The following is a 17590-nucleotide window of genomic DNA, read 5'->3' as shown; positions in this document are numbered from 1 at the left end:
GCCCTTCGCGACTAACAATTTGTAATCCGCAAAGCCGATTCGTATTCAAGGTATTCAATCATGCTGATCAACTGCGCCGCGTACCAGGACGGCCGCAAACTGGCCGACATCGAAATCGACGACATCAGCGTCTACGTCGCCAAACCCGAATGCTTCGTCTGGGTCGCGCTGAAAGATCCCGGCCCCGGCGAACTCGAAGTAATGAAGCACGAATTCGGACTGCACGAACTGGCCGTCGAGGACGTACGCCACGGCCATCAGCGTCCGAAGATCGAGGAGTACGGCGACTCGCTGTTCGCCGTCATGCACACCATCGAAACCGACGACGACGGCGAATTCGTGATCGGCGAAGTCGATGTATTCGTCGGGGCGAACTATGTGCTGTCGGTACGGCGCGGCACGCGTCACGGCTTCCAGGAGGTCCGCGCGCGTTGCGAGCGCGAGCCGCAACTGTTGAAGGAAGGGGCGGCGTTCGTGCTGTACGCGCTTGCCGACAATGTCGTCGACCGCTATTTCCCGATTCTCGAAGCAATCGGCACCGAGATCGAGGAAATCGAAGACCGTATCTTCGACAAGCACGACCTGGCCTCGTCCCGGGCGATCATCGAAGACCTGTACTCGTTGAAGCGCCGCCTCGTGATGCTCCAGCATCACATCGCGCCGTTGCTCGAAGGCATCAGCAAGCTGACGGGCGGGCGTATTCCCGCCATCTGCGTCGGCATGCAGGCGTACTTCCGCGATGTGTACGATCATCTGGACCGCAGCGTGCGGACCATCGAAGGCCGCCGCGAAATGATCGTCACGGCCATCCAGGTCAACCTCGGCATGATCTCGCTGGCGGAGAACGAGGTGACCAAGCGGCTCGGCTCGTTCGCCGCGCTGTTCGCCGTGCCGACCATGATTGCCGGCATCTACGGGATGAACTTCCAGGAGATTCCCGAACTGCATTTCAAGTACGGTTATCCCATCTGCCTGCTGGTGATGCTGCTGATCGACTTCGCGCTGTACCGCGGCTTCAAGAAGGCAAACTGGCTTTGACGCGCGCGGGTTGCGTTGCGGAATACCTCAGCGGCGATTCGCTCAGCGCTTCGTCAACGCGAGCCGCACACCCAGGCCGATAAAGCCCGCGCCGATCACCCGGTCGATCCAGCGCCGCACGGAGGGCCGCGACTTCACGGCACGCGCGGCCGTGGCGGCGAGCCACGCGATCACGCAGTCGTTGAACAGCCCGAGCGTCACGAACACGGCGCCCAGCACGAGAAACGCGAGCGTCTTGTGCGGGCTGTCGGCGCTGACGAATTGCGGGAAGAACGCGACATAGAACAGCAGCACCTTCGGGTTCGACGCGTTGGTCACGAAGCCGCGAAACAGCAGCGTGCCGCGCGACAGACGGGGCGCGACGGGTGCCGCTTCGCCCTTGACCACGGCGGACGCCGTGGGCCATAGCATCCGCAGGCCGAGATACATCAGATATGCAGCGCCGATCCACTTGATCGCGTTGAACGCGCCCGGCGACGCCGCCAGCAGCGCGGTGATGCCGAGCGCGCAGGCGACGGTATGCATGCAGCCGCCGAACGCGACACCGAGCGCGGAAAGCAGGCCCGCGCGCCGTCCCTGGGCGATGCTCTGGCCAGCGACATACGCGATATCCGGCCCGGGCGTCAGATTGAGCACGGTGACGGCGACGAGAAACAGCGGGAACTGGCTGATACCTAACATGGCAACCTCGTGACAACTCTGCAGATGAATACACGGCCCGCCTCGATGCCGCGAGCAACTGCAACCGATGACCAGGCCATCCGGCCCATGATACCCCGCCCCCTCTGTTGCGCCGATCGCGACGTCTGACGCTATTTAACTTGCAGCAGGCGCAATTAAGCGCCAGCATATGCGACCTGCTTGCCACATAACTTGCGGCTTGCGGGAAGATGGGAAAGCAGCAGTAAGGCAATACCGGTGTGTTGCAGCGCCGGGCATCGACGAACGCCGCTGCGAACAGGACGCGAGCCTTCGCACAGGCTGCGTCGTTCGCACAGGCCGACCAACGCAGAACAAGCGAGCCATTCTTGCAACGACGATCTTCGCCGTCCCGCCGAAGCTTCACGGCAACCCGTGCGTCCAGCCGCGCGCTGCGCGCTGCGTCGTGCTGTGCAGCGCAACACTGTCAGTCGTTGACACTGCGAACAGGCGCCGCCGAGAATATCGCTCGCAAACGTTTGCGCACAATCAAAAAACGGGCTCGCATGAGTCCAACAACTGGAGATTCTGCATGAACCAACGCATTCGCCGCCGCGTTTTGACCACCGCCGTCGTGCTCACGGCAGCCGCCGCGATGCCGTTCTCGTCGGCCTGGGCCCAGGCCGCGAAGAAACCCAAAGTCGCGCTCGTCATGAAGTCGCTCGCCAACGAGTTCTTCCTCACCATGGAAACGGGCGCGAAGGACTACCAGAAGCACAACGCCAGCCAGTTCGACCTGATCACCAACGGCATCAAGGATGAGACCGACACGGCGAACCAGATCCGCATCGTCGAGCAGATGATCGTCTCCAAGGTCGATGCGATCGTGCTCGCGCCGGCCGATTCGAAGGCGCTCGTGCCCGTGGTCAAGAAGGCGGTGGACGCCGGCATCATCGTCGTGAACATCGACAACAAGCTCGATTCCGACGTGCTGAAGTCGAAGGATCTGAACGTGCCGTTCGTCGGCCCGGACAACGCGAAGGGCGCCGAGAAGGTCGGCGACTATCTGGCGAAGAAGCTGAAATCGGGCGACGAGGTCGGCATTATCGAAGGCGTGTCGACCACGACCAACGCGCAGCAACGCACGGCCGGCTTCAAGACGGCGATGCAGAAGGTCGGCGCGAAGATCGACTCGGTGCAATCGGGCGAGTGGGAAATCGACAAGGGCAATGCAATCGCATCGTCGATGCTCAATGCATATCCGAACATCAAGGCGCTGCTGTGCGGTAACGACAACATGGCGATCGGCGCGGTGTCGGCCGTGCGCGCGGCTGGCAAGCAAGGCAAGGTCTACGTGGTCGGCTACGACAATATCAACGCGATCAAGCCGATGCTGAAAGATGGCCGCGTGCTCGCCACGGCTGACCAGTACGCGGCGAAGCAGGCCGTGTTCGGCATCGACGTCGCGCTCAAGGCGATCGCGGAGCACAAGAAGCAGTCGGACCTGTCGGGCGTGGTCGAAACGCCTGTCGATCTCGTCACGAAGTAACGGCCCGCGCGGGTGCCGGGCGGCCCGCTGCCGGTGGGGCGCGCCGGCCCGCGCGAATGTTAACCAAACGCTCAAGAAATTCGCCGCGCCGCCGTTATGCCAGAGGTAAGCGTCATGGCGGCACGCGACTCGCGCAAGGATGAGGACGGCAAGCGCGCAATCCGAAGCGTTCCGCATCGGATTTGCGCACGGTTTAGTGCCCGGCTTGTGCGTTGTTTGTGCCCGCTGCCGCATGACTTGCGCGGCCGCCGGCCAGCGCTGCCTGAGGCGATGCCGGACTTGCCCGGTCCGCGCAGGCGCCGCGCGGCGGCTACGAGATCTGGATCACGATGGCATCAACCGACCAAGAAGCATTGCCTGCTGTGCTGTCCGTGAAGGGCATAGGCAAGACCTACGTCGAGCCTGTGCTGGCCGACGTCTCGCTGGCGTTGCACGCCGGGGAGGCGCTCGCGCTGACGGGGGAGAACGGTGCGGGCAAGAGCACGCTGTCGAAGATCGTCGGCGGGCTGGTCGATCCGACTACGGGCACGATGCAGCTCGAAGGCAGGCCGTATGCGCCCGCGAGCCGCACCGAAGCGGAAGCGCTCGGCATCCGGATGGTGATGCAGGAACTGAATCTGCTGCCAACCTTGTCGGTCGCGGAGAACCTGTTTCTGAACCGTCTCCCGCGCAACGGTTTTGGCTGGATCGATCGCGCGAAGCTGCGCGAGGACGCGCGCGGGGCGATGGCGCAAGTGGGGCTGGAGGCGATCGACCCCGACACGCTGGTCGGCGAGTTGGGCATCGGCCATCAGCAAATGGTGGAGATCGCGCGCAATCTGATCGGCGATTGCCGCGTGCTGATTCTGGATGAGCCGACGGCCATGCTGACGGCTCGCGAGGTCGACCTGCTGTTCGAGCAGATCGACGCGCTGAAGGCGCGCGGCGTGGCGCTCGTCTACATCTCGCACCGGCTCGAGGAACTGGCGCGCGTGGCCGAGCGGATCGCCGTGCTGCGCGACGGCAAGCTGGTGCGCGTCGACGCCATGGCGAACCTGACGAGCGACCAGATCGTCACGTTGATGGTGGGGCGCGAGCTTGGCGAGCGGATCGACCTGGGCGTGCGCAACATCGGCGCGACGCTGCTGAAAGTCGAACGGATGAGCCGCGCGCCCGTGGTGCGCGACGTGTCGTTCGAAGTGAAGGCGGGCGAGATTTTCGGGGTCAGCGGACTGATCGGCGCGGGGCGCACGGAGCTGATGCGGCTGATCTACGGCGCGGACCAGAAGGATGGCGGCACGGTATCGCTGGCAGCTGCGCCGGGTGCCGCGCCCGCTCCCGTGCAGATCGACACGCCTGCCGACGCCGTGAAGCACGGCATCGCGCTGATCACGGAAGACCGCAAGGGCGAAGGCCTGCTGCTGCCGCAGCCGATCGCGGCCAACGTGTCGCTGGGCAATCTGCGCAGCGTGGCGCGGCATGGCATCGTCGACGCGAAGCGCGAGAACGCGCTGGCGAAGAAACAGATCGACGCGATGCGCATCCGCACCTCGGGGCCGGCGCAGCCGGTTGGCGAGCTGTCGGGCGGCAACCAGCAGAAAGTGGTGATTGGCCGCTGGCTCGCGCGCGATTGCAGGGTATTGCTATTCGACGAACCGACGCGCGGCATCGATGTCGGCGCGAAGTTCGATATTTATGGATTGATGGGCACGCTGGCTCGCGACGGGCGCGCGCTCGTGGTCGTGTCGAGCGACCTGCGCGAGTTGATGCTGATCTGCGACCGGATCGGCGTGATGTCGGCGGGACGCATGACGGGTGTGTTCAAACGGGACGAGTGGACCCAGGACACATTGCTCGCGGCGGCCTTCGCGGGCTATCGCAGTCGCGAGGCGCTGCTGCACACGCACGACACCGGCGAGGGAGAGACTCAGTCATGAACGACCAACGGGTCACGGATAAGGACGCGACGGGAAGCGCCGTCGCCGATCCGTCGGCGCCGCTCGCAAGCGGCAAGCCGGCGGGCACGCGTTTGGGCTTTTCGAACTATCTTGGCCTTGCGGGGGCGCTGATCGCGATGATCGCGCTGTTTTCGGTGCTCAGTTCGCACTTCCTGACGTACGACACGTTCGTCACGATCGCGAACCAGATTCCCGATCTCGTTGTCATGTCGGTAGGGATGACCTTCGTGCTGATCATCGCGGGCATCGACCTGTCGGTGGGCTCGGTGCTGGCGCTGGGCGCGTCGGTCGTGAGCGTCGCGGCGCTGAAGTGGCAGCTCGGGCCGTTCGTGGCGGCGGTGCTGGGTCTCGCGGCGGCGGCGCTGACGGGCACGGTGACGGGCGCGGTGACGGTGGGCTGGCGGATTCCGTCGTTCATCGTGTCGCTCGGCGTGCTGGAAGCGGCGCGCGGGCTGGCTTACCAGATGACGAACTCGCGCACCGCCTATATCGGCGACGCTTTCGACTTTCTGTCCAACCCGATCGCGCTCGGCATTTCGCCGGCATTCCTGATCGCGGTGGCCGTGATGATCGTCGCGCAGCTGGTGCTCACGCGCACGGTGTTCGGCCGCTATCTGGTCGGCATCGGCACGAACGAGGAAGCGGTGCGGCTCGCGGGCGTGAACCCGAAGCCGTACAAGGTGATCGTATTTGCATTGATGGGCGCGCTGTCCGGGCTAGCGGCGCTGTTTCAGATTTCGCGTCTGGAAGCCGCCGACCCGAACGCGGGCGTGGGACTCGAGCTGCAGGTGATCGCGGCAGTCGTGATCGGCGGCACGAGCCTGATGGGCGGGCGCGGATCGGTGATCAGCACGTTTTTCGGCGTCTTGATCATTTCGGTGCTTGCGGCGGGACTCGCGCAGATCGGCGCGAACGAGCCGACCAAGCGGATCATCACGGGCGCCGTGATCGTGGTCGCGGTCGTGCTGGACACGTATCGCAGCAGGCGCAAACGCAGTTGAAACAGGGGCCGCCGTGGCGCGGGACGGCGGACACCCAGCAAGAACTAACGAGAGCACCGCGGATGCAGCATGAGCTGCATTGGCCAGCAATAAGAACAGGCAGGGGAGTTTCAGCTTATGGCGACGATCAAGGATGTGGCGGCCATTGCCGGCGTGTCGTTCACGACGGTGTCGCATGTCGTGAACAATACGCGGCCGGTGTCGGCGGATGTGCGCTCGAAGGTCGAACTGGCGATCCGCCAGCTCAACTACGTGCCGTCCGCCGTCGCGCGGTCGCTGAAGGCGCGCTCGACGGCGACGATCGGGCTCGTCGTGCCGAACAGCACGAACCCGTATTTCGCGGAAATGGCGCGCGGGATCGAGGATGGTTGCGCGCGCAATGGCTATTGCCTGTTCTTCTGCAACTCGGACGACGATCCGGCCAAGCAGCGCAATTATTTGCGGGTGCTGCAGGAAAAACGCATCGACGGGCTGATCGTCGCGTCGGCGGGCGACGACGCGACGCTCGCCAAAACCCTGGCCGATTCACGCGAGCCTCTGGTGATCGTCGACCGCAACATCGAAGGTGTATCCGCCGATCTCGTGCAGATCGACCACGAAAAGGGCGCCTATCTCGCGACGCGCCATCTGCTGCAACTCGGGCATTCGAAGATCGGCTGCATCACGGGTCCCGTCGAGACGGCCGTCAGCGCGATGCGCGTGCACGGTTTCATCCGCGCGATGGCCGAGCGCGGCATCGAGATCGCGCCGAACGGCATCGTCGAAAGCGATTTCTCGGGCAGCGGCGGCTACCGCGCGGCGGGACAGCTGTTCGACACGGTCCAGCCGACGGCGATCTTCGCGGGCAACGACATGATGGGCATCGGCGCGCTGCGAGCGGCGGCCGAACGCGGTCTGCGCGTGCCGCAGGACTGCTCGGTGATCGGTTTCGACGACATCGAACTGGGGCGCTTCACGTACCCGGCGCTGTCGACGGTCGGCCAGTCGGTGCGCGCGCTCGGCGAAATGGCGGCGCAAACGCTGATCGAGCGAATCAGCGGCACGCCGGCGGGCACGCCCACGGGCGCCGCGTTCCGGCGCCGCGTGATCGCGCCGCGCCTGATCCTGCGCGAATCGACGGCGGCTTTTGCGGGCGCGCGTCGCGGGGTCAGGGCGGCCTGAGCGCGGCTGCGGCGCACGCATGACGAATGCGGGCGCAACGGGCAGACGCCCGGTTGGCAACCACAGGAGGCAACCGTGGCAACGAATGAAGCGCGCGGGCACGTAGCCGTGGTCGGCAGTCTGAATATGGATCTCGTCGCGCGTGCGCCGCGCCTGCCGCAGCCGGGCGAAACGCTCGCGGGCCACACGTTCGCGCAGGTGGCGGGCGGCAAGGGCGGCAATCAGGCCGTCGCCGCGGCGCGTCTGGGCGCGCAGGTGGCGATGATCGGCTGTGTCGGCGCGGATGCGAACGGCGCGCAACTGCGCGCGGGCCTCGAGGCGGAGGGCATCGACTGCACGGCGCTGGAAACCAGCGCGACGGCACCGACGGGCGTGGCGCTGATCATCGTCGACGACGGCAGCCAGAACGCGATCGTCATCATCGCGGGTAGCAACGGCGAGGTGACGCCCGCGACGCTCGCGCGGCACGAGACCGTGCTGGCGGCGGCGCAGGTCGTGATCTGCCAGCTGGAGACGCCGCCCGCCGCCGTCCATGCAGCGCTGTCCGCCGCGCGACGGATCGGCAAGACCGTCATTCTCAACCCCGCGCCCGCTACGGGCCCGCTGCCCGCAGACTGGCTGCCACTCGTCGACTATCTGATTCCGAACGAACTCGAAGCCGCGACGCTGACGGGCTTGCCCGTGGCGACTCCCGCCGACGCGAACGCCGCCGCCGACGCATTGCGCCGCGCGGGTGCCCGCAACGTGATCATCACCCTGGGCGCGCAAGGCGTCGTGGCCGCGCTCGGCGAAGCGGCGCCCCAGCATTTCGATGCGCCGCGCGTCAAGGCCGTCGATACCACGGCAGCGGGCGACACCTTCATCGGCGGTTTTGCCGCGCAACTGGCACGCGGCGCGGATGTCGCCGACGCGATCCGCTTCGCGCAGCGCGCCGCGTCGATTTCGGTGACGCGCGCCGGCGCGCAGCCGTCCATTCCGACCCGCGCCGAAGTCGGCGACATCTGACGCTCGTGGTCCTCGAGAGCTGGCGGGTCGTCACCCGCCGCGCCTTGTAATACTTACCAGGTCTCCCAGGATATTTCCTCAGACCATATAGAAGCTTCAAGTCTTCCGTCGGGATGCCGTAAACGCAGTCAGAGCGCCTTGATCCATATCAAACGGCGCCGCGCAAAACCACCGCATACGCAATGCGTTACCAAGCGCCTCTCATCGACATCTCACAGGAAGAAGCATGAACAAGGGCATCACCATCAAGGCGCGAATCGGCCTGACGATGGCTTTTCTCGCCGCGCTGCTGGTCGCGATCGGACTTCTCGGGCTGTTCGGCCTGAGCCGCTCGAACGAATCGATGCGCGACATGTACACGAACCAGATGCCGAGCGCCGTCGATATCGGCAACGCCGAGATCTACGCGGCGCGCGAGCGTCTCGCGCTGGATCGCGCGGCGTTCATGATTGGCACGCCGGAAGCGGCCGCGACGCTGGATCGTGCCCGCTCGATGCGCACGCTGTCGGATGAATGGTGGAAACGCTATTTGTCGCTGCCGCGCGGCAGCGAAGAAGATCGCCTCGCGCAGGAAGCTTCGGGCAAGCGGGACGCGCTGCATCAGGTCATGGAGTCCTTCTACGCAATCGTTAGCGCAAACGATCAACCGAAGATCCTCGATGGCGCAAAGCGCCTGCAAGCCGCCTACAACGAGCTCTCCACGGCCGACGACACGCTGCGCAAATATCAGTTCGAACAGGCGAAAGACGGCTTCGACAGCGCGCAGTCGAGCTTCTCGACGTTCCGCGTGGTCAGCATCAGCGGCCTCGTCGCGGGCGTGCTCGCCGCACTGTTCTCGTACTTCACGCTGCGCGGCGCGATTGCGCGGCCGCTGTCGGAAGCGCTCGGGCACTTCGACGCGATCGCCGCCGGCGATCTGCGCCGTCCGATCGTCCCGACCTCGCGTGACGAAATGGGGCAGCTGATCGAAGGCATCGGCAAGATGCAGCGCAGCCTGACGGAGACCGTGCGTTCCGTGCGTTCGGGCAGCGAGTCGATCGCCACGGCCACGCGCCAGATCGCGGCGGGCAATATCGACCTGTCGTCGCGCACGGAAGAGCAGGCCTCGGCGCTGCAGGAAACGGCGTCGAGCATGGAGGAGCTCACGGGCACCGTGAAGCAGAACGCCGACAATGCCCGCCAGGCGAGCGCGCTCGCGGCGAATGCGTCGGAAATCGCCAACCGGGGCAGCTCGGTGGTCGGCCAGGTGGTCGGCACGATGGGCGACATCAACCAGAGCTCGGCGAAGATCGCTGACATCATCTCGATCATCGAAGGCATTGCGTTCCAGACCAACATTCTCGCGTTGAATGCGGCCGTCGAGGCGGCCCGCGCGGGCGAGGAAGGCCGCGGCTTCGCGGTGGTCGCGGGCGAAGTGCGCAGCCTTGCGCAGCGCTCGTCGGCGGCGGCGAAGGAGATCAAGGAACTGATCGACACGTCGGTCGAGCGGGTCCAGGTGGGCTCGGCACTCGTCGACGAAGCAGGCCGCACGATGACGGAGATCATCGGCGCGGTGCAGCGCGTGACCGACATCATGGGCGAAATCGCGGCGGCATCCGAGGAGCAGAGCAGCGGCATCGACCAGGTCGCCCGTGCCGTCACGCAGATGGACGAAGTGACGCAGCAGAACGCGGCGCTCGTCGAGGAAGCGGCGGCGGCGGCTTCCTCGCTGGAAGAGCAGGCGGCCAAGCTGCGCACGACCGTTTCCGTGTTCCAGGTCGACGAATCGGGCGGGGGCGGGGCATTTGCCGCCACGCCCGCCAGGCGCGCGACGCGTCACGCCGCGCCCGGCAGCGCGCCGCGCAGGGTCGCGCCGTCGATGCCCGCGGTGAACCCGGCGCCCGCCGCGCCGGCCGCTGCGCCCGCAGCCGCGCCCGCTCGTGCGGCAGCGGCGCCGCAAAAAGCGGCGGTGACATCGGATGCGGATTGGGAAACTTTCTGACGCACCAAAACTGGGCTCGCGACGCGGCATGCGCCGCCATGCGTGAGCGAGCGCTTCGTCCGCTGGCGCGGAGGGATGCGCAGTGATGCAGAACCGGGACGACTGACCACGCCAGGGCAGTCGTCTTTTTCTTTCTGGCGCACGCCGAACCCGACCCGGCGCGTAATTGTTCCGGTACATTGACGAACGCGGTGGCGAACCGGCCGCCCGGTGTCGTCATGCATCGTCCCACGCCGCATGACAACATGCAGACCGTATGACGTGAGGGCCGAGCGGCGAGCCTCGTTGCGGCCTTTGCGGCGCCGCGACGCCATGCACCGTTGCATCTGCCTCGCCATGCCACGCCACGCCCCAACACAGCCAACAGGGAAACGACATGACGGATCATGACCTCGCGCAACGCATCGTGCATGCGCGCCGCCAGCACCGCGCCATCGGCACGCTGCCGCTCGACACCCTTCCGCCCGACGCCGCCACCGCCTACGCGATCCAGCAGGCGGTGATCGCGGGCCTGGGCGGCGAGACGGGTGCGTGGAAAATCGGTGCCAAAGCCCCGGGCGGCCCGACCTCGGGTGCGCCGATTCCGGCCGCGCTGACGGTCGCGTCGCCAGCGCGGCTCGAACATGGTGCGTTTTTCCGCGTGCTGCTGGAGCTGGAGGTCGCGTTCCGCTTTGCCGAGCCGATCGAGCCGCAAGGCCAGGCCTATGCGCGCGACGAAGTGCTCGCGCGCGTCGGGTCGGTGCTGCCCACCATCGAGATCGTCGACAGCCGTTTTGCGGAATGGCCGAACATCGCGCCGCTCGCACAACTCGCCGACGCACAGAACAACGGCGCACTGGTGACGGGGCATCCCGTGTCTTATGCGTCGATCGCGCGTTCGTTCGATTTCGTTTCTCCCGAGCTCGAACTGACGTTCGACGGCACGTCGCTCGTGCCCGAATCGCCGGGCAATCCGGCCGGCGACCCGCGCGAGCTGCTGGTGTGGTTCGTCAACCATTGCGCGGCCATGGGTATCACGATCGAACCGGATTGGACCATTACGACGGGCTCTTATGTGGGCGCGCATCGCGTCGATGGGCCGGGGCGCGTCTATGGCCATATCGACGGACTGGGTGAAGTCGAAGTCGAGTTGACGTAAACCACTAACGTCCTACCGCGCGTCTCGCGCCATCTCTCCATCCCACCCCAAGCGGCAGCGGCGCGACGTCGATGACGTGCCGCTGCGTGCGCATGCCCCACGCCCGCCTGCACCGGCACTATCTGTCATGAACTGCGGGCGACGGGCGAACACCTGGTTACATCCACCTATTCAGATACGCGCTGCACGCGCCGTCATACAGACATGAACGCGCGTACATGCCGACCCTGCCGACGTCATGGATTTTGACGGTGCGCAACGTTTGCGACGTTCGCTGGCTGCAGTCGTGCGTGTGCAGGTTTGTGTTGAACGAATTGACATACGCACGGACGAACAGCAGGAAGTGCGCGTTGGCGCACATGAGAAACATGTAACACAGCGCGCGCGCTGTCGTCGCAAGCACCGATGTGCGCGTTATGGCGGAAGGGACGTCAGCGACGCTGTCGAAGCATGAAGCATCGCGTCGCTGGAAGCGGGTCACATGCACTGCACGTACATGCAAGACGAAGTAATGTGTGGACGGAATGTGGTCAGGCACACAGCCTGTTATGCGGGTCTTTTGCGAATGTGCGTAAAAGTGCAGGTAGAGGTCGTGCAGCGGTAGTGCAGCGGGCAGTGCAGGGAACTGCGGCAGGGAACTGCGCGATGCCACGTGGTTCGTATGTCATGCGACAGATGAAGTGCGGGGAAGGAACGCGGAATGCAATGCAGCACTGCCCTTCATGTTTCTCGTGGTGTGGGCAAGGATTGTAGGTGACCGAATTTGCGTCATCAAGCAGGGGTAGGACAGTGCTAGCTGTGGCGCGATTTTCACAACGTAGTTCGTGAAAAAAAATTTAAAAGGGTTTAGGATGAATTCGAGCGATGTCGTTTCCTGATAGCGCGCCGCGCACGACATCGTCCCAGACTTCGGCGAGGAGGTAGCATGGATATCTACAGCAGTTTCGCGACCCGCTTCGAGAAAACACGAGAGGAGGAACTTTCGCTCGAGGAGTATCTCGCGCTCTGCAAAGACAATCCCGCCGCGTACGCCACAGCCGGCGAACGCATGTTGACGGCAATCGGGGAACCGGAACAGATCGACACTCGTAACGATCCGCGTCTTTCGCGCATCTTCGCGAACAAGGTCATCAAGGTATACCCCGCGTTCCGTGAGTTCTACGGAATGGAAGACGTGATCGAGCAGGTGGTCGCCTACTTCAGGCATGCTGCCCAGGGGCTCGAAGAAAAGAAGCAGATTCTGTATCTGTTGGGCCCGGTGGGCGGCGGCAAGTCGTCGATCGCCGAACGGCTCAAGCAACTCATGGAACGCGTGCCGTTCTATGCGATCAAGGGCTCGCCCGTCAACGAATCGCCCCTTGGGCTGTTCGATTACGACGAGGACGGTCCCATCCTCGAAGAGCAGTACGGCATACCGCGCCGCTACCTGAAGAGCATCCTCAGCCCGTGGGCGGTCAAGCGTCTGCACGAATACAACGGCGATATCCGCAAGTTCCGCGTGGTGCGCCGCTATCCGTCCATCCTGCGGCAGATCGGCATTGCGAAGACCGAGCCTGGCGACGAAAACAATCAGGATATTTCGTCGCTCGTCGGTAAGGTCGACATCCGCAAGCTCGAGCAATATGCGCAGGACGATGCCGACGCATACAGCTATTCCGGCGGCCTGTGCCTCGCGAACCAGGGGCTGCTCGAGTTCGTCGAAATGTTCAAGGCGCCGATCAAGGTGCTGCATCCGCTGCTCACGGCAACCCAGGAAGGCAACTTCAAGGGCACGGAAGGATTCGGCGCGATTCCGTTCGACGGCGTCATCCTCGCACACTCGAACGAGTCCGAATGGAAGGCGTTCCGTAACAACCGCAACAACGAAGCACTGCTCGATCGTATCTTCGTCGTGAAGGTGCCGTACTGCCTGCGCTACTCGGAAGAGATGAAGATCTACGAGAAGCTGTTGCGCAATTCGTCGCTCGCCAACGCGGTCTGTGCGCCAGGCACGTTGAAGATGATGTCGCAGATGTCGGTGCTCACGCGCCTGCAGGAACCCGAGAATTCGAGCCTCTTTTCGAAGATGCAGGTGTACGACGGCGAGAACCTGAAAGACACCGATCCGAAGGCGAAGTCGTATCAGGAGTATCGCGATTTCGCGGGCGTCGACGAAGGCATGACGGGCGTGTCCACGCGCTTTGCGTTCAAGATACTCTCGCGCGTGTTCAACTTCGACACGACGGAAGTCGCGGCCAATCCGGTGCACCTGATGTACGTGCTCGAACAGCAGATCGAACGCGAGCAGTTCCCGCCGGAAACCGAGCAGAAGTATCTGTCGTTCATCAAGGACGTGCTGGCGTCGCGTTATGCGGAATTCATCGGCAAGGAGATTCAGACCGCGTATCTGGAGTCGTATTCCGAGTATGGGCAGAATATTTTCGATCGCTATGTGACGTACGCCGACTTCTGGATTCAGGACCAGGAGTTCCGCGACCACGACACGGGCGAGAGCTTCGACCGCGCGGCCCTCAATGCCGAACTGGAGAAGATCGAGAAGCCTGCCGGCATCAGCAACCCGAAGGACTTCCGCAACGAGATCGTCAATTTCGTGTTGCGCGCGCGTGCCGCGAACGGGGGCAAGAATCCCGCGTGGATCAGCTATGAAAAGCTGCGTGTCGTGATCGAAAAGAAGATGTTCTCGAACACGGAAGAACTTCTGCCCGTCATCTCGTTCAATGCGAAAGGGTCGGCGGAGGAACAGCGCAAGCACGAGGATTTCGTCAACCGCATGGTCACCAAGGGCTATACGCCGAAGCAGGTGCGGCTCTTGTGCGACTGGTATCTGCGGGTGCGCAAGTCGTCATGAAATGCGTAGCGCAAAGCTCGCGCACACGGGTTCGCTTCACCCGTTTTGCGCGAGCCTCCTGCGAGGCGCGAGCCGCATGGACATAAGATTGCATGCGCAACTTGCGCCCCGCGTATTCCAAATCGGAGCGGGAGACCGGATGTGCTTCATCAAATCATCGACCGCAGGCTGGCAGGCAAGAACAAGAGCATTGCAAATCGCGAACGCTTTCTGCGTCGCGTAAAGGGATATATTCGGCGCGCTGTTTCGGAAGCGGTGCGCGACCGTAGCATCAAGGATATCCAGAACACCCAGAGCATCACGATTCCGCGCAAGGACATTGCCGAACCGTCCTTCAGGCATGGTCCCGGCGGCAAGCGCGAAATGGTGCACCCGGGTAACGCGGACTATATCCGCGGCGACAAGATCCCGCGTCCGCAAGGAGGCGGCGGCAGCGGTGGCGGTGGCAGCGCCAGCAACGAAGGCGAAGGGCAAGACGATTTCGTCTTCGAACTCAGCCGCGAAGAATTCATGCAGTACTTCTTCGACGATCTCGAACTGCCGCGTCTCGTGAAGACCCATCTGCTCGCCGTGCCGACGTGGAAGAGCATCCGCGCGGGCTGGGCGGCGGAGGGCACGCCGAACAACATCGACGTGGTGCGCTCGCTGCGCAGCGCATTGGGCCGGCGTATCGCGCTCGGCGCGCCGCTCGTCAACGAACTCCACGAACTCGAAAAGCAGCTCGAAGAGATGAAGGCGGACCCCGCCGACCGCCGCGACGAGATCAAGGTGCTGGAAGATGAGATCCACCATCTGCGCGGCCGCATCTGGCGCATTCCATTTATCGACCCGTTCGATCTGCGTTACGTGAACCGCGTGAAGCAGCCGCAGCCGTCGAGCCAGGCCGTGATGTTTTGTCTGATGGATGTGTCGGGGTCGATGGACGAGCAGCGCAAGGATCTCGCCAAGCGCTTCTTTATCCTGCTGTATCTGTTCCTCAAGCGTAACTACGAGAAGATCGAGGTGGTGTTCATTCGCCACCATACGCGCGCCGAGGAGGTCGACGAAGACACGTTCTTCCATTCGACAGAGAGCGGTGGCACGGTCGTGTCGAGCGCGCTGGAACTGATGCAGAAGATTCTCGACGAACGCTACTCGCCGACTGAATGGAATATTTACGGTGCGCAGGCTTCGGACGGCGACAACTGGACCGATGACTCGCCGAAGTGCCGCAAGATACTCGCAGATGACATTCTGGAGAAGGTGCGGTATTTTGCGTACATTCAGGTGACGCCTGAAGAGCAGAACCTGTGGCTCGAATATGCGCAACTCGCGCTGTCGCAGCCGCATATGGCGATGAAGAAGGTCGAAACGGCTGCGGATATCTATCCCGTGTTCCGCGAGCTGTTCGAAAAGCAGGTGGAAGCCGCATGACGACTCGCCACCTGCACAACGAGGCGCGAGGGTACGAGCCCGAGCGTAAGAAAGGCGTGCCGAAGCAGAGTGAGGCCGGGCATGCCGAGGCGAACACGGCACACGCGCAGGATGCGCGTGCGCCCGATGCCGGAGCAGGCGTAGCGCCTGACGCAGCTGCAGCACGGGGACCCACCGGGGCGCCCACCAAAGGGCAAAGGGAAGTCCGTATGAACGTTGCCGACAGAAGGCCGTTGCCGTGTCCGTCCGACTGGACCTTCGAGCTGATCGAAGAGTACGACACACATATTGCGCATGTTGCAGAGCAATATGAACTTGATGTCTATCCCATCCAGCTGGAGCTCATCAGCGCTGAACAGATGATGGACGCGTACGCGTCCGTCGGCATGCCGGTCAATTACCGGCACTGGTCGTTCGGCAAGCATTTTCTCGCCACTGAAAAAAGCTACAGACGCGGGCAAATGGGCCTTGCGTATGAGATCGTCATCAACTCCAACCCCTGCATCGCGTATCTGATGGAAGAGAACACGATGACGATGCAGGCGCTCGTCATCGCGCACGCGGCGTATGGGCACAACTCGTTCTTCAAAGGGAACTACCTGTTCCGCCTGTGGACGGATGCGCACGCGATCATCGACTACCTCGTCTACGCGAAGAACTACATCGCGGAGTGTGAAGAGCGGTTCGGCCTCGACCGCGTCGAGGAACTGCTCGACTCGTGCCACGCGTTGATGAACTATGGCGTGGACCGCTACAAGCGTCCGCAGAAACTGTCGCTGCAGAAGGAGTTCGCGGCGCGCCGCGAGCGCGAAGCGTATCTGCAGTCGCAGGTGAATGAACTGTGGCGCACACTGCCGAATCGTCACACGCCTTTGCCGGAAGAGGTGGAGGAGCGCTATCCGCCGGAGCCTCAGGAGAACCTGCTGTATTTCGCGGAGAAGAATGCGCCGTTGCTCGAACCGTGGGAGCGCGAAGTCATCCGCATCGTGCGCAAGATCGGGCAGTACTTCTATCCGCAGCGGCAGACACAGGTGATGAACGAGGGCTGGGCGACGTTCTGGCACTACACGCTGCTGAACACGATGTACAACGAGGGCAAGCTCGAAGACGGCTTCATGATGGAGTTCCTCCATTCGCACAGCAATGTCGTCTATCAGCCGCCCGTGACAAAGCCGTATTACAGTGGCATCAATCCGTATGCGCTCGGCTTTTCGATGATGAGCGACATACGGCGTATCTGCGAGAACCCGACGGAAGAGGACCGCAAGTGGTTTCCAGACCTGGCGGGCAGTCCGTGGTTGCAGGCGCTGCATTACGCCATGCGTAATTTCAAGGACGAGAGTTTTGTCGCGCAGTATTTGTCGCCGCATCTGATCCGTGAAATGCGGCTCTTTTCGGTGCTCGATGACGATATGCGCGATGCGCTTGAAGTTTCCGCGATTCACGACGACAGCGGGTATCGGTATGTGCGTCAGGCGTTGTCGCGGCAGTACGATATGCATCATCGTGAGCCGAATATTCAGGTGTATTCGGTCAATACGCGTGGGGACCGCAGTCTGACGTTGCGGCATTTCATGAGCGATAACCGGCACCTGTCGGGCGATAGTGATGAAGTGCTCAAGCACATGGCGCGGTTGTGGCAGTTTGATGTTTATCTGGAAAGCGTTGACGAAAACGGGACAGTGAGGAAACGGTATGAGTGTCGGTATACCGCGCCTGCCGTGCGGGTCTGACTGGGTTTTTGTTCCTGTTTTTTGCTTCTGTTTTTCTGTTTCTGTCTTTTCGCTGGCATCCGTGAATTGCCTTTTCGCGGGCATCCGCGATTCGTTATCTCGCTTCAGGCGTCGCCCCTGTGCGGGGCGGCACCTACTTTTCTTTGC

At 63.3% G+C, this 17590-nt stretch carries 12 protein-coding genes; 11 read left to right on the top strand and 1 reads right to left on the bottom strand.

Annotated features, from left to right (window positions below):
- Positions 1 to 60: 60 nt before the first annotated feature.
- Complete coding sequence (gene corA / locus KFO72_RS27195) at positions 61 to 1038, top strand: magnesium/cobalt transporter CorA (RefSeq protein ID WP_054934556.1); 978 nt, start codon at positions 61 to 63, stop codon at positions 1036 to 1038.
- Positions 1039 to 1080: 42 nt separating this feature from the next.
- On the opposite strand, the gene KFO72_RS27190 is transcribed toward corA, so the two are convergent.
- Positions 1081 to 1719 carry a LysE family translocator gene (locus KFO72_RS27190; protein WP_054934557.1) on the bottom strand — a complete coding sequence of 213 codons (639 nt, stop codon included), beginning with the start codon at positions 1717 to 1719 and terminating at the stop codon, positions 1081 to 1083.
- A gap of 550 nt (positions 1720 to 2269) precedes the next feature.
- Here KFO72_RS27190 and KFO72_RS27185 point away from each other — a divergent pair.
- The 10 genes from KFO72_RS27185 to KFO72_RS27140 all read left to right on the top strand — a co-directional run bounded on the left by KFO72_RS27185 (position 2270) and on the right by KFO72_RS27140 (position 17443).
- Positions 2270 to 3226 carry a sugar ABC transporter substrate-binding protein gene (locus tag KFO72_RS27185; protein WP_054934558.1) on the top strand — a complete coding sequence of 319 codons (957 nt, stop codon included), beginning with the start codon at positions 2270 to 2272 and terminating at the stop codon, positions 3224 to 3226.
- 329 nt (positions 3227 to 3555) lie between these two features.
- Complete coding sequence (locus KFO72_RS27180) at positions 3556 to 5142, top strand: sugar ABC transporter ATP-binding protein (RefSeq protein ID WP_225033436.1); 1587 nt, start codon at positions 3556 to 3558, stop codon at positions 5140 to 5142.
- Positions 5139 to 6164 carry an ABC transporter permease gene (locus KFO72_RS27175; protein WP_060601129.1) on the top strand — a complete coding sequence of 342 codons (1026 nt, stop codon included), beginning with the start codon at positions 5139 to 5141 and terminating at the stop codon, positions 6162 to 6164. Before KFO72_RS27180 ends, KFO72_RS27175 begins: the two co-directional genes overlap by 4 nt.
- A 117-nt stretch (positions 6165 to 6281) precedes the next feature.
- Positions 6282 to 7325, top strand: a complete 1044-nt coding sequence (locus KFO72_RS27170) for a LacI family DNA-binding transcriptional regulator (protein ID WP_060601126.1) — start codon at positions 6282 to 6284, stop codon at positions 7323 to 7325.
- Between the two features lie 75 nt (positions 7326 to 7400).
- A complete protein-coding gene (gene rbsK / locus KFO72_RS27165) occupies positions 7401 to 8330 on the top strand; it encodes a ribokinase (protein ID WP_225033435.1) in 930 nt (309 codons plus the stop codon).
- A gap of 226 nt (positions 8331 to 8556) precedes the next feature.
- On the top strand, positions 8557 to 10311 hold the full coding sequence (locus KFO72_RS27160) for a methyl-accepting chemotaxis protein (RefSeq protein ID WP_062915299.1): 1755 nt from the start codon (positions 8557 to 8559) through the stop codon (positions 10309 to 10311).
- Between the two features lie 376 nt (positions 10312 to 10687).
- Positions 10688 to 11449 (top strand): 2-keto-4-pentenoate hydratase, encoded by a 762-nt coding sequence (locus KFO72_RS27155; protein ID WP_054934562.1) that lies wholly within the window; start codon positions 10688 to 10690, stop codon positions 11447 to 11449.
- A gap of 925 nt (positions 11450 to 12374) precedes the next feature.
- Positions 12375 to 14297 carry a PrkA family serine protein kinase gene (locus KFO72_RS27150; protein WP_054934563.1) on the top strand — a complete coding sequence of 641 codons (1923 nt, stop codon included), beginning with the start codon at positions 12375 to 12377 and terminating at the stop codon, positions 14295 to 14297.
- Between the two features lie 141 nt (positions 14298 to 14438).
- The gene (locus KFO72_RS27145; RefSeq protein ID WP_054934564.1) at positions 14439 to 15710 is read left to right on the top strand and encodes a YeaH/YhbH family protein; all 1272 of its coding nucleotides are present in this window, start codon (positions 14439 to 14441) and stop codon (positions 15708 to 15710) included.
- Complete coding sequence (locus KFO72_RS27140; protein ID WP_060601115.1) at positions 15707 to 17443, top strand: SpoVR family protein; 1737 nt, start codon at positions 15707 to 15709, stop codon at positions 17441 to 17443. The genes KFO72_RS27145 and KFO72_RS27140 overlap by 4 nt, the downstream gene beginning before the upstream one ends.
- Positions 17444 to 17590 lie beyond the last annotated feature (147 nt).

The sequence above is a fragment of the Paraburkholderia sp. XV genome (assembly GCF_020177535.1).
Taxonomy (GTDB): domain Bacteria; phylum Pseudomonadota; class Gammaproteobacteria; order Burkholderiales; family Burkholderiaceae; genus Paraburkholderia; species Paraburkholderia caribensis.
The sequence above is the reverse complement of the archived record's forward strand: the minus strand, read 5'-3'. Positions and strand labels throughout refer to the sequence as shown.

What these genes read in the sequence shown, in the direction of transcription:
- KFO72_RS27150 (WP_054934563.1), top strand. Translation starts at nt 12,375, where the DNA reads ATGGATATCTACAGCAGTTTCGCGACCCGCTTCGAGAAAACACGAGAG.
- KFO72_RS27185 (WP_054934558.1), top strand. Translation starts at nt 2,270, where the DNA reads ATGAACCAACGCATTCGCCGCCGCGTTTTGACCACCGCCGTCGTGCTC.
- KFO72_RS27155 (WP_054934562.1), top strand. Translation starts at nt 10,688, where the DNA reads ATGACGGATCATGACCTCGCGCAACGCATCGTGCATGCGCGCCGCCAG.
- KFO72_RS27190 (WP_054934557.1), bottom strand. Translation starts at nt 1,719, where the DNA reads ATGTTAGGTATCAGCCAGTTCCCGCTGTTTCTCGTCGCCGTCACCGTG.
- KFO72_RS27175 (WP_060601129.1), top strand. Translation starts at nt 5,139, where the DNA reads ATGAACGACCAACGGGTCACGGATAAGGACGCGACGGGAAGCGCCGTC.
- KFO72_RS27160 (WP_062915299.1), top strand. Translation starts at nt 8,557, where the DNA reads ATGAACAAGGGCATCACCATCAAGGCGCGAATCGGCCTGACGATGGCT.
- KFO72_RS27140 (WP_060601115.1), top strand. Translation starts at nt 15,707, where the DNA reads ATGACGACTCGCCACCTGCACAACGAGGCGCGAGGGTACGAGCCCGAG.
- corA (WP_054934556.1), top strand. Translation starts at nt 61, where the DNA reads ATGCTGATCAACTGCGCCGCGTACCAGGACGGCCGCAAACTGGCCGAC.
- KFO72_RS27180 (WP_225033436.1), top strand. Translation starts at nt 3,556, where the DNA reads ATGGCATCAACCGACCAAGAAGCATTGCCTGCTGTGCTGTCCGTGAAG.
- KFO72_RS27170 (WP_060601126.1), top strand. Translation starts at nt 6,282, where the DNA reads ATGGCGACGATCAAGGATGTGGCGGCCATTGCCGGCGTGTCGTTCACG.